The organism is Pandoraea sp. B-6, assembly GCF_000282835.1.
GTDB classification, from domain to species: Bacteria; Pseudomonadota; Gammaproteobacteria; order Burkholderiales; family Burkholderiaceae; genus Pandoraea; species Pandoraea cepalis.
Window position 1 is genome coordinate 1 of sequence record NZ_KB290508.1, and the last position, 11,288, is coordinate 11,288.

13 protein-coding genes and 1 pseudogene are annotated in these 11,288 nt (G+C 63.7%); 11 read left to right on the forward strand and 3 right to left on the reverse strand.

What is annotated here, in order from left to right; genetic code table 11:
* The 10 genes from A985_RS0108555 to A985_RS0108600 all read left to right on the forward strand — a co-directional run.
* Positions 1 to 333, forward strand: a 333-nt coding sequence (locus tag A985_RS0108555; protein WP_017232992.1) for a DUF455 family protein, incomplete at its 5' end; no start/stop codon positions are given.
* A gap of 81 nt (positions 334 to 414) precedes the next feature.
* The gene (locus A985_RS0108560) at positions 415 to 1,305 is read left to right on the forward strand and encodes an alpha/beta fold hydrolase (RefSeq protein ID WP_017232993.1); all 891 of its coding nucleotides are present in this window, start codon (positions 415 to 417) and stop codon (positions 1,303 to 1,305) included.
* Positions 1,306 to 1,393: 88 nt separating this feature from the next.
* A complete protein-coding gene (locus tag A985_RS0108565) occupies positions 1,394 to 2,251 on the forward strand; it encodes a 3',5'-nucleoside bisphosphate phosphatase (protein ID WP_232424564.1) in 858 nt (285 codons plus the stop codon).
* A gap of 12 nt (positions 2,252 to 2,263) precedes the next feature.
* Positions 2,264 to 2,890 carry an L-threonylcarbamoyladenylate synthase gene (locus A985_RS0108570; RefSeq protein WP_017232995.1) on the forward strand — a complete coding sequence of 209 codons (627 nt, stop codon included), beginning with the start codon at positions 2,264 to 2,266 and terminating at the stop codon, positions 2,888 to 2,890.
* 73 nt (positions 2,891 to 2,963) lie between these two features.
* Positions 2,964 to 3,629: a site-2 protease family protein gene (locus A985_RS0108575; protein ID WP_017232996.1), complete on the forward strand. Its 666-nt coding sequence runs from the start codon at positions 2,964 to 2,966 to the stop codon at positions 3,627 to 3,629.
* Between the two features lie 25 nt (positions 3,630 to 3,654).
* Positions 3,655 to 4,857 carry a tryptophan--tRNA ligase gene (locus A985_RS0108580; protein ID WP_017232997.1) on the forward strand — a complete coding sequence of 401 codons (1,203 nt, stop codon included), beginning with the start codon at positions 3,655 to 3,657 and terminating at the stop codon, positions 4,855 to 4,857.
* Positions 4,854 to 5,492 (forward strand): bifunctional 2-polyprenyl-6-hydroxyphenol methylase/3-demethylubiquinol 3-O-methyltransferase UbiG, encoded by a 639-nt coding sequence (locus tag A985_RS0108585; protein WP_017232998.1) that lies wholly within the window; start codon positions 4,854 to 4,856, stop codon positions 5,490 to 5,492. Before A985_RS0108580 ends, A985_RS0108585 begins: the two co-directional genes overlap by 4 nt.
* A gap of 15 nt (positions 5,493 to 5,507) precedes the next feature.
* Positions 5,508 to 6,425 carry a 4-hydroxy-tetrahydrodipicolinate synthase gene (gene dapA / locus A985_RS0108590; RefSeq protein ID WP_051060107.1) on the forward strand — a complete coding sequence of 306 codons (918 nt, stop codon included), beginning with the start codon at positions 5,508 to 5,510 and terminating at the stop codon, positions 6,423 to 6,425.
* A gap of 51 nt (positions 6,426 to 6,476) precedes the next feature.
* Entirely contained in the window at positions 6,477 to 7,619 is a 1,143-nt protein-coding gene (bamC, locus tag A985_RS0108595) for an outer membrane protein assembly factor BamC (RefSeq protein WP_026131774.1), read from the forward strand.
* Positions 7,620 to 7,627: 8 nt separating this feature from the next.
* Positions 7,628 to 8,419, forward strand: coding sequence for an MBL fold metallo-hydrolase (locus tag A985_RS0108600; RefSeq protein ID WP_017233001.1), 792 nt, complete (start codon positions 7,628 to 7,630; stop codon positions 8,417 to 8,419).
* Between the two features lie 120 nt (positions 8,420 to 8,539).
* Here the strand turns inward: A985_RS0108600 and A985_RS27425 are convergent, their stop codons facing one another.
* Positions 8,540 to 8,776, reverse strand: coding sequence for a hypothetical protein (locus A985_RS27425; protein ID WP_083902237.1), 237 nt, complete (start codon positions 8,774 to 8,776; stop codon positions 8,540 to 8,542).
* 175 nt (positions 8,777 to 8,951) lie between these two features.
* Positions 8,952 to 10,175, reverse strand: a complete 1,224-nt coding sequence (locus A985_RS0108610; RefSeq protein WP_017233003.1) for a JmjC domain-containing protein — start codon at positions 10,173 to 10,175, stop codon at positions 8,952 to 8,954.
* A 130-nt stretch (positions 10,176 to 10,305) separates the two neighbouring features.
* On the opposite strand from A985_RS0108610, the gene A985_RS0108615 reads away from it, so the two are divergent.
* Positions 10,306 to 10,839 carry a peptidylprolyl isomerase gene (locus A985_RS0108615; RefSeq protein ID WP_017233004.1) on the forward strand — a complete coding sequence of 178 codons (534 nt, stop codon included), beginning with the start codon at positions 10,306 to 10,308 and terminating at the stop codon, positions 10,837 to 10,839.
* 151 nt (positions 10,840 to 10,990) lie between these two features.
* Here the strand turns inward: A985_RS0108615 and A985_RS29055 are convergent.
* Positions 10,991 to 11,288 (reverse strand): annotated as a pseudogene (locus A985_RS29055) (hypothetical protein); the annotation flags it as partial.

An 11,288-nucleotide genomic window follows, 5' to 3' on the forward strand; every position in this document is an offset into this window, starting at 1 on the left:
TGGCTCGCTCGCCTCGCGCTGGTGCCACGCACCCTGGAGGCGCGCGGGCTCGACGCCAGCCCACCGATCAAGGCCAAGCTGGCGAGCGCGGGCGACGCCGCCGGGGCCGCCATTCTCGATATCATCCTGCGCGACGAGATCGGGCATGTCGCCATCGGGAACCGTTGGTATCGCTGGGGCTGCGAGCGCGCCGGATGCGATCCCATCGAGACCTATGCCCGGCTCGCGGCGCAATACGGTGCGCCGCGTCTGCGCGGGCCGTTCAACCTGGAGGCCCGCCGGGCGGCGGGCTTCGACGACGACGAACTGGCTGCGCTGCAGGCGCTCGCGTAACGGCGCGGCCGATTCGTCATTTTTGACGCTGATAGACTCGGCGTTCCTCAATCGTTTCGATCTTCACTTTCTGCTTGCGCCATGACCGATTCGCGATCCGAATTTCTGACGGTGCGCGGCCTGCGCCACCATGTCCGGCAGTGGGGCACGCCCGGCGCGCCGAAGCTGTTCGCGCTGCACGGCTGGATGGACGTGTCGGCGTCGTTCGATTTCGTCGCGCAAACGCTGGCGCAGCGCTGGCATGTGCTCGCCCCGGACTGGCGCGGCTTCGGCCTCACCGACTGGCCGGTGGCGCAAGGCCGCTGCGGCAGCTACTGGTTTCCAGACTACCTCGCCGATCTCGACGCCCTGCTCGACGTCTACACGGAGCCCGGCGAAGCGGTCCGCCTGATTGGCCACAGCATGGGCGGCAACGTCGCGTGTCTGTATGCCGGGGTGCGGCCCTCGCGGGTTCGGCGTCTCGTGAATCTGGAGGGCTTCGGTCTGCCGCCGTCGCAGCCGATCGCGGCGATCCGTCAGCTCGGCCGTTGGCTCGACGATTTGCGGCATGCGCCGACGTTGCGTCCTTATGCCACGCTCGACGCGGTGGTGGCGCGGCTGCGCAAGACCAATCCGCGCCTCACGCAGGCGCGGGCGGACTGGCTGGCACAACGATGGGCACGCCAGGACGCCGACGGACAATGGCATTTGCTTGCCGATGCGGCGCACAAGGTCGCCAATCCGTACCCGTACCGGCTCGATGAAGCGATGGCGGTATGGGGCAACGTGAGCGCGCCCGTCCTGCATGTGGAAGCCACGGACTCGGACGTGCTGCGACATTTCGTCGGGGCGCAGGGGACGGCGGCGTTCCGGGAGCGCTTCGAGGTCTTTCCGAATTTGACGGAGGCTTTCGTGGGGGATGCCGGTCATATGCTGCATCACGACCAACCCGACGTCGTGGCCCGGTTGATTGACGACTTCTGCCGGGAGTGAGGCCGCGGGTCACTCGCGCCGCGGGCACTTGAGCGGTAGAATGAGGGCGTCACAACCACGTCATACGGCGGTGCCGGGCGGACGCAATATGTCACCCCCCCGGCGGCTCATCATGCTTAATGCGGATCTTCATTGTCATTCCCGAGTGTCCGACGGCACGCTGGCGCCGTCCGAGGTGGCGCAGGTGGCGTTTGAGGCCGGTGTCGACCTCTGGTCGCTGACCGACCACGACGAGATCGGTGGCCAGCGCGAAGCGCGCGCGGCGGCCGAAGCGCTCGGCATGGGGTACGTGAGCGGTGTGGAGATCTCCATTACGTGGGCGAACCGCACGGTGCATATCGTCGGGCTGAATCTCGATCCCGATAATCCCGCGCTGATCGATGGACTGGCGGCCACGCGCGGTGGCCGGGCGTTGCGAGCCCAGCAGATGAGCGAGCAATTGGCGGCCGCGGGCATTCCGCATGCGTACGAGGGGGCGCTGCGTTTCGTCGGGAATCCCGATCTGATTTCGCGTACGCACTTCGCCCGATATCTCGTGGCAATCGGCAAATGCACGTCGGTTTCCGATGTGTTCTCGAAATATCTCGCGGAGGGGCGGCCGGGTTATGTGCCGCACCGCTGGGCCACGCTGGAGAATGCCGTGAGCTGGATCCGCGGGGCGGGGGGCATTGCCGTCGTGGCACACCCGGGACGCTACAAATTCACGCCGCTCGAGTTCGGGGTACTGTTCGATCAGTTCCGCGAACTGGGCGGAGAGGCCATCGAAGTGGTGACCGGCAGCCATACGCCGGATCAGTACCGCGAGTATGCCGACGTCGCACGCCGCTACGATTTTCTGGCGTCGCGTGGCTCGGATTTCCATGGACCGACCGAGAGCCGTGCGCTGCTCGGCAAGCTGCCTGCGCTGCCCGACGATCTCACCCCGGTCTGGAGCCGCTGGCAGTAACTTTTCGACGCTATGTCGCAATTCTTCCAGATCCATCCGGAAAATCCTCAGTCACGACTCATCAAGCAGGCCGCCCAGATCATCGATAAGGGCGGCATCGTGGCGTTGCCGACCGACTCCAGCTACGCGATCGCCTGTCATATCGACGACCGGCAGGCCGTCGAACGCCTGCGTCGTATTCGCGGTCTCGACGACAAGCAACTGCTCTCGCTCCTGGTCCGCGATCTGTCGGAGCTGGCCGAGTTCGCCATGGTGGATAACCGGCAATACCGGTTGATCAAGGCGACGACGCCGGGGCCCTACGTGTTCATTCTCGAAGCGACGAAGGAGGTGCCGCGCCGGCTCTCGCATCCTTCGCGAAAGACGATCGGTCTGCGGGTGCCGGATCATGCCATCACGCTGGCGCTGCTCGAGGCGCTGGGGCAGCCGTTGCTCGCCACCACCCTGATTCTGCCGGGCGAAAGCGAGCCGCTGAACGACCCCGACGAGATTCGTGAGCGCCTGGAAAAGCAACTGGATCTGGTGATCGACGGCGGGGCCTGTCCTAAAGAACCGTCCACGGTGGTCGACCTGACGGTGACGCCGCCCGAGGTGCTGCGTCGCGGTCGCGGCTCGCTGGCGCCGTTCGGCCTGTCGTGAACGGGCGCGTGTCGCCCGACTTGCAATACGCGGTAATACTGGCGCGCAGGTCGGCTTGCTACAATACGCGGCTATGAATGCAGACCTGATCCAGACCGTTGCGGTCTACGCGCTCCCCGTCCTCTTCGCGATTACGCTGCATGAGGCCGCGCACGGCTATGTCGCAAAGTATTTTGGCGACCCCACGGCCTATCTGATGGGGCGCGTGACGCTCAATCCCCTCAAGCACATTGATCCGATCGGCACGGTGCTCGTGCCGCTTGCCCTCTACTTCATGACGAGCGGGGCGTTTCTGTTCGGCTATGCCAAGCCAGTGCCTGTGGCGTTCGGCAGCCTGCGCAATCCGCGCGTCGATACGATCTGGGTGGCGCTGGCCGGTCCGTTGTGCAACTTCGTCCAGGCAATACTGTGGGCTGTGTTCGGTGTAGGGCTGCAAATCGCCGGCGTTCACGAGCCGTTCTTCATGATGATGGCGCAGGCCGGTCTCCTGGTGAACCTCGTGATGTGCATGTTCAACCTGTTTCCGGTACCGCCGCTCGATGGCGGCCGCGTGCTCGTGTCGCTGCTGCCGGCGCGCGCAGCCTATCGCCTCTCCCGCGTCGAGCCCTATGGGTTCTTCATCGTGATGGCCCTGGTGGTGAGCGGTGTGCTCGGCCGTGTCTGGCTGTGGCCGCTGATTCAGTGGGGGCGTGACTTCATCGTCTGGATGCTCACGCCGCTGTTGTCGCTGATTTCCTGAAGTTTTTGCAGAATATAACGAGACCATGTATCCCGAACGCGTTTTCTCCGGCATGCGACCGACCGGTCGTCTCCACCTCGGCCATTATCATGGCGTGCTCAAGAACTGGATTCAGCTTCAGTCGGAATACCCGTGCTACTTCTGTGTGGTCGACTGGCACGCGCTCACCACGCACTACGAGACGCCGGAAGTCATCGAACAGAACGTATGGGACGTGCTGATCGACTGGCTTGCCGCAGGGATCGATCCGAATCAGGCCACGCTCTTCATCCAGAGCAAGGTGCCCGAGCATGCCGAGCTGGCGCTGCTCATCGGCATGAGCACGCCGCTGGGCTGGCTCGAGCGCGTGCCGACGTACAAGGAACAGATCGAGAAGCTCAGGGAGAAGGATCTCTCGACATACGGCTTCCTCGGGTATCCGGTGCTGATGGCGGCCGACATTCTGCTCTACCGCGCGCTGCACGTGCCGGTGGGGGAGGACCAGGTGCCGCACGTCGAAATGACGCGCGAAATTGCGCGCCGCTTCAACTATCTCTACGGCCGTGAAACCGGCTTCGAGGAAAAGGCGCTGGCCGCCGCACGCAAGCTCGGCGGCAAGCGCGCGAAGCTGTATCTCGAGCTCCGTACGGCGTACCAGGAGCAGGGCGACGACGAAGCGCTGGAACAGGCACGCGCGATGCTCTCCGAGTCGCAGTCGCTGTCCATGGGCGACCGCGAGCGACTCTTCGGCTATCTCGAAGGCGCACGCAAGCTGATTCTGGTCGAGCCGCAGGCGTTGCTCACGCCGGCGTCGCGCATGCCGGGACTCGACGGTCAGAAGATGTCGAAGTCGTATAACAACACCATTGGCTTGCGCGAAGACGCGGAATCGATCACCAAGAAGGTGCGCACAATGCCGACCGATCCCGCGCGCGTGCGTCGAACCGATCCGGGCGACCCGGAGAAGTGTCCGGTGTGGCAACTGCATCAGGTCTATTGCGACAGCGACACGCGCGACTGGGTGCAGAAGGGCTGCCGCAGCGCAGGGATCGGGTGTATCGAGTGCAAGCAGCCGGTCATCGAAGGCATTCTGCGCGAGCAGCAACCGATGCTCGAACGCGCCCAGAAGTACGTCGACGATCCGTCGCTGCTGCGCGCCATCGTGGCCGATGGATGTGAGAAGGCGCGACGGTCCGCGCAGGAGATCATGCGCGACGTGCGTGAAGCGATGGGGCTGCAATATTCATGACGAACGCGCTCGCTCCCGGCGTGTTGCACGGCGGTAGTGCGCACGGTACTGGCGCGCCGTCGCCGTGGCTGGTGCGCTGGGCGCATCTGATGCCGTCGGGCGGCCGCGCACTCGATCTGGCCTGCGGTCAAGGACGCCACGCGCGTTGGCTCGCGTCTCGCGGCATGCATGTCATCGCCGTGGATCGCGACGAGGCGGCGCTTGCCACGATGTCAATGCTGGCGAACGTGACGACGCTGACGGCCGACCTGGAAGGCGCGCCGTGGCCGTTGGCCGAGGGCGAGCGCTTCGATGCCGTCATCGTAACGAACTATTTGCATCGACCGCTCTTCTCGCGTATCGCGGCCAGTGTCGCGCCGGGCGGCGTGCTGATTTACGAAACCTTTGCGCAGGGAAACGAACGGTACGGAAAGCCGTCCAATCCGCAGTTTCTGTTGGCTCCCGGTGAATTGTTCGACGTGGCGCGCGAGGCCGGTTTGCGTGTGGCGGGGTTCGAGGATGTCACGTTGGCGGCGCCGCGTGCGGCGTGCGTGCAGCGCGTGTGCGCCACGCGTGCCGCCCCCGGGGAAAACCCCGGCAATGCCGCCCTGTACGAGCCGGCGGCGGAATCCGCTACAATCCACCCTTATCGCTGAATTGTTCGATCAACCATGACTACCCAAACTCCGATGCAAGGCAGTATCGTCGCGATCGTCACCCCGATGGCAGAGGACGGCAGCCTTGACCGTGAAGCACTGCGTAACCTGATCAACTGGCACGCCGACGAAGGCACCGACGGCATCGTGATCGTCGGCACGTCGGGCGAATCGCCGACGGTCAACGTCGAGGAGCACTGCGAACTCATCGAGATCGCCGTGCAGCAAGCCGCACAAGCCGGCGAGTCGCGCGGTCGCAAACTGCCGGTGATTGCCGGCACGGGCGGCAACTCGACGGCGGAAGCCATCGAACTTACGAAACATGCAAAGCAGGTGGGCGCCGACGCGTCGCTGCAGGTCGTGCCGTACTACAACAAGCCCACGCAGGAAGGCCAGTACCAGCACTTCCGCGCCATTGCCGAAGCCGTCGAGCTGCCGGTCATTCTTTATAATGTGCCCGGCCGCACCGTGGCGGATGCCAGCAACGAGACGCTGCTGCGTCTGGCGCAAGTGCCTGGCATCGTTGGCGTGAAAGATGCCACGGGCAATCTGGATCGCGGCATCGACCTGATCCGGCGTGCCCCGAAGAGCTTCGCCGTGTACAGCGGCGACGACCTGACGGCTGTTGCGCTCATGCTCATGGGCGGTCAGGGTAATATCTCGGTCACTGCCAACGTGGCACCGCGTGCGATGCACGAGTTGTGCGTGGCTGCGCTGGCCGGCAATGTGGCCAAGGCGCGGGAACTGCAATTCCAGTTGTTCGAACTGCACCGCGCCATGTTCGTCGAAGCCAATCCGATCCCCGTGAAGTGGGCGCTGCAACAGATGGGCATGATCGCGTCGGGCATCCGCCTGCCGCTCACGCCGCTGGCGCAGCCTTACCACGACACGGTGCTTGGTGCCCTCAAGTCGGCCAACATCGCCGTTGTCTAACCGGTCGTTCCGGCACCCGGGTTCGATTGCCCACCCCTTTTTTTGCGACTCATGAAACGAATCGTCAGTAATTCCGTAGCTCGTCCCGTGCTGGCATGGGCCGCTATTGCCTCGTTGGCCCTCGTCGCCGGATGCAGTTCGCTCTCGAGCGCCTTGTCCTCGGACAAGGTCGATTACAAGAGCTCGAAGACCGGCCCCTCGCTCGACGTCCCGCCGGATCTGACGAACGTCCAGGCGACCGACCGGAAGTACGTGTCGCCGGCCGGCATCGCCACGCTGTCGACCTACGAGAACCAGCAGAAGGTCGTCGCGGCCAACCCGACGGACACGGTGCTGCCGGCGGTGCCCGGTATGAAGGTCGTGCGCGACGGCAACGAGCGCTGGCTGGTGATTCAGAAGGCACCGAGCGACCTGTGGCCGACGTTGCGTGAATTCTGGCAAGAGAACGGCTTTGTGCTGACGATCGATTCGCCGGACACGGGCGTGATGGAAACCGATTGGGCGGAAAACCGCGCCAAGCTGAATCAGGACATCATCCGCGATCTGCTCGGCAAGGTGCTCGACAGCCTGTATTCGACCGGCGAACGCGATCGCTTCCGCACGCGCGTGGAACGTGATCCGAATGGCGGTACGGACGTCTACATCACGCACCGCCGCATGGTGGAAGTGTTCACGAACGCGCAGAAGGACACGACCAAGTGGGAGCCGGCGCCGAACGATCCGGGTCTCGAGGCGATCTTCCTGACCAAGTTGATGCAGCGCTTTGGCGTGCAGGCCGATCAGGCCAAGGAGCAAGTCGAAGGTGCCAAGGCGGGCGGCCCGTCGAGCCAGATCGTGAAGACGGCCGACGCCGCGTATCTCGACATCAACGAGCCGTTCGATCGGGCCTGGCGCCGTGTCGGCGTGGCGCTTGATCGCGGTAACTTCACCGTGGACGATCGCGACCGAGCGAAGGGCATTTACTTCGTGAGCTACGTGGATCCGGCATCGCTGGCGAAGGACAACGGTTTCTTCTACAGCTTGTTCCATGCGAAGGAAGTGCAGGACAGCAAGAAGGCCAAAAAGCTTAGCGTGAACGTGCAGGGGCGCGGCGATAGCCAGACCCGTGTGCAGGTGCTCGACGATAAGGGTAACGTCGATAACTCGCAGATCGCACAGACGATCATCAGTGTGATCGGCAACCAACTCCGTTAAGGCGGGGCGTGCGGTTCGCCAGTCTTGGCAGTGGCAGCGAAGGCAATGCCCTGCTGGTGGAGGCGTCGGAAGGCGCCTCCACGACACGCATTCTCCTCGATTGCGGTTTCTCGATGCGGGAGGTCGAGCGGCGCCTGACGGCACGCGCGATCGACGTGGCGTCGCTCGACGCCATTGTCATCACCCACGAGCATGCCGACCACATCGGCAGCGCACTTTCCCTCACTCGCAAGTACCGGATTCCCCTCATCATGAGCTGGGGAACGGGGCAGGCCGTCAAGGTTCACGCCACGCTCAAGGGCGAGGGCGACGCGGCCCTCGTGCGCTGGTGCCGCGCCGATGAGCGGCTCGCCGTGGGCGCTATCGAGCTTCATCCTTACACGGTGCCTCACGACGCGCGCGAGCCGCTGCAGTTCGTGTTTTCCGACGGCGCACGCCGTTTGGGTGTGCTCACGGATGCGGGGTGCGCGACGGCGCATCTGGTCGCGGCACTGGGTGGCTGCGATGCGCTGGTGCTCGAATGCAACCACGACCGAGACATGCTGGCGAACAGCAAGTATCCGGCATCGCTCAAGGCGCGCATTGGCGGCACCTATGGCCATTTGGCGAACGACGCGGCGGCGGAGATTCTGGGAGCGATCGACCGGAGGAAGCTGCAGCGCGTGATCGGTGCGCATTTGAGCGAGCAGAACAATACGCCCGAGCTGGCGATGGCGGCGATGTCGTCAGTCATCGGCTCGGCGGGCACCGAGATCCTCGTGGCGACGCAGGCGGGGGGCTTCGATTGGCTGACGTGCTAGCGATACAGGACGTGACTTGATGCACGCAGGGTGCCTGAGTTGAGCGCGAAGCGTTGCGACAAACAAAAAAGCCGGTCTTTCGACCGGCTTTTTTCTCAACTGCCTTGCGGCAGCGAGCGCTTACTTGCTGGCAGCAGCGTCAGCAGCCGAAGCAACGGCATCAGCAGCAGCACCGGCAGCCGAAGCAGCCGAGTCAGCAGCAGCGCCGACAGCCGAAGCGGCCGAAGCAGCCGAATCCGCAACAGCAGCGGCAGCAGCCGAAGCCGTGTCAGCGGCCGGTGCAGCGGCTTCTTCCTTCTTGCCGCAGGCGGTCAGGGCGATAGCCAACAACGAAGCGACGAGGAGAGACTTCTTCATGATCACGTCCTTTTATGGTAGAAGACAAGCGAATGAATATTAATTACGGTAATACGCTCTTGCCAGCGCAAAGCCGATTGCGAGACATTGGCAATTGAGGATTACCCTTGGTCATGCAAGCTGCTTGGCGAGAAATTATATTGGGTTTTCCCCAACCCGTCACGTCAATCTCGCGTCATTTCTCCGCTTTTTTCCTTACGGCGCGCAACTTTAGCGGGGTCTTCCGGTCACTTTCCACCTGCAGCCACCCGGAAGCATACCAATCGTACAGAATTTCGACGATTTCTTGGTCTTTTTGCCCCAAATTCGCACATTCGCCTGCATTTAACTGACGACGGTCAGCGAGGCGCCGCAAGGTCGCGCGCGCATCGACAGGGACGTCGAGCGGCTCGCCGTTGACGTAATATCGGTTGCGTCGATACAACAATTGCGTCTTGGGCGAGAGGGTCAAGCCGCGCGCGGCCGCTTCGCGCACGAATCTTGTTGCCGAAAGCGGGGTTTCCGGCGGATCGAAAAACACATGCGACTTGGGCTCGCTCAGCCAACACCCAAGGAAATCTTCGACCTCTTTTTGTCCCCAGCGTACTTTTTCGAGCTGCGCTACAAGCGTCTCGATCATGGCATCGGGTAGCGCAGCCGGATGTTTGACGGCCGATTGTCCCGGGTCGGCGTAACGGCCCGCAAAATGGCGGGCGAACGGTAGTGCGGGCGCGTTTTCCGCGAGGTAGTACAGAAAGTTCTGAAGCATTTCCTGCTCCAGCGGCGCGCGAAAGCCGATTGAGTAGGTCATGCACTCGCCTTGCGCTACGCCATCGTGCGCATAGCCCGGCGGCAGATACAGCATGTCGCCCGGTTCCAGTACCCACTCCTCTTCGGCCTCGAAGTGCTTCAGGATGCGCAACGGCACGCCATCGAGCCACGTGGTGTCGCGCTGCGGTCCGATACGCCAGCGTCGCTTGCCATGCGCCTGCAGCAAAAAAACGTCGTAGGAATCGAGGTGCGGGCCGACGCCGCCGCCGTCGGTGGCGTAGCTGATCATTACGTCGTCCAGACGCGCGTCGGGAACGAAGCGAAACTGTTGCATGAGCGCGTCGACCGCCGGCGAGTGGAGATTCGCCCCCTGTACGAGCAGCGTCCATTGCTTGCGACTCAACGGGGGCAGATCATCGGGCTCGAACGGCCCATGTTCGAGTTGCCAACGTTTGCGGGCATGGCTGATCAATCGGGATTCAACGTCGTCCCGCGCCGCCAGCGTGAACAGCGCGTCGCGCGAGAGCGGCGCCGTGAAGCCGGGAATGGCCTGCCGGATGAGGAGCGGACGCTTGTGCCAGTAGCGCTTCATGAATGCGTCCGGCGCGAGGCCGCCGAGCAGAGGCGAGGGGGTGCGGGATGTCGTCATGGGTGGATCAATGCATCAAGAGAGGGCTGCGCCATGCACGCCGTTGTACGATTCAAGGTGGCGTTGGCTTGCGCGCGGGGCGATGTCATGCAGCTGCGCGTATAATGCGGGCTGTTTTTCGGAGAGTTTGATGAAGATCGAAAAGAATACCGTCGTCTCGGTAACTTACAAGTTGTCGGACGCTCAGGGCAACCTGATCGAAGAAAGCGGCGCCGAGCCGATGGTTTACCTGCACGGCGGATATGATGGCACGTTCCCCAAGATCGAGGAAGCGCTCGACGGGCAGGACGTGGGCTATGAAACGCAGCTGCAACTGGAACCGTCCGACGCGTTTGGCGACTACGATCCCGAGATGATCAAGATCGAAGCGCGTGGTCGTTTCCCGGATCCGCTCGAAGTCGGCATGCAGTTCGAAGGCTCGCCGGAAGATGGCGACGAGGAGGCCGACACGCTGATCTACACGGTGACCGACGTTGCCGAAGACAAGGTCGTGCTCGATGGCAATCACCCGCTCGCGGGCATGGCACTGCGTTTCGAGCTGAAGGTGGCTGACGTGCGTCAGGCGACGGAAGAAGAAATCGAGCACCAGCACGCCCATGGCGCGTCGGGGCTTGAAGTTGTCGACGAAGACGAAGATCAGGACGACGCGCCCACGCTGCATTGAGGCTGACGCGTCGCGCTGCCCGCTGCCGCCGGATGGCGCATGGCCGGGCAAGTGACGCAAGACGCACACGCCGTACGCGGGCTTTCGCCGAATCAGGCGTATTGCGACATGCAATGCGCCTGGTTCGGCGTTTGCGTTTTCAGGCGAGCATTCAGTTGCCGCGCCCGGGGGTGCGCGTCCCCGTGTTCGGATGGAGCGCCGGCCCGATGGGCATGACCCCTTGATTGGGATCCGACGCGGCCGGGCCCAGGTCGTTCGACATGCCGGACGACGGGTAGAGTGCCGAATAGGGCGCTGCGTAGGGCAGTGCGTGGGGCAAGCTGCCGGATGTCGGCGCTGCCGCACCGGCAGGGGTTCCGCCGGGCGCCGGTGTTGCGCCGCCGCGCGGAGTGTTAGGTGCCGCGGTGCTATTGGACGGTAGTGTCACCCCCTCGAAACGGAAGAGCGGC

Coding starts and splice junctions, on each gene's coding strand:
- A985_RS0108560 (WP_017232993.1), top strand. CDS start 415: ATGACCGATTCGCGATCCGAATTTCTGACGGTGCGCGGCCTGCGCCAC.
- A985_RS0108565 (WP_232424564.1), top strand. CDS start 1,394: ATGTCACCCCCCCGGCGGCTCATCATGCTTAATGCGGATCTTCATTGT.
- A985_RS0108570 (WP_017232995.1), top strand. CDS start 2,264: ATGTCGCAATTCTTCCAGATCCATCCGGAAAATCCTCAGTCACGACTC.
- A985_RS0108575 (WP_017232996.1), top strand. CDS start 2,964: ATGAATGCAGACCTGATCCAGACCGTTGCGGTCTACGCGCTCCCCGTC.
- A985_RS0108580 (WP_017232997.1), top strand. CDS start 3,655: ATGTATCCCGAACGCGTTTTCTCCGGCATGCGACCGACCGGTCGTCTC.
- A985_RS0108585 (WP_017232998.1), top strand. CDS start 4,854: ATGACGAACGCGCTCGCTCCCGGCGTGTTGCACGGCGGTAGTGCGCAC.
- dapA (WP_051060107.1), top strand. CDS start 5,508: ATGACTACCCAAACTCCGATGCAAGGCAGTATCGTCGCGATCGTCACC.
- bamC (WP_026131774.1), top strand. CDS start 6,477: ATGAAACGAATCGTCAGTAATTCCGTAGCTCGTCCCGTGCTGGCATGG.
- A985_RS27425 (WP_083902237.1), bottom strand. CDS start 8,776: ATGAAGAAGTCTCTCCTCGTCGCTTCGTTGTTGGCTATCGCCCTGACC.
- A985_RS0108610 (WP_017233003.1), bottom strand. CDS start 10,175: ATGACGACATCCCGCACCCCCTCGCCTCTGCTCGGCGGCCTCGCGCCG.
- A985_RS0108615 (WP_017233004.1), top strand. CDS start 10,306: ATGAAGATCGAAAAGAATACCGTCGTCTCGGTAACTTACAAGTTGTCG.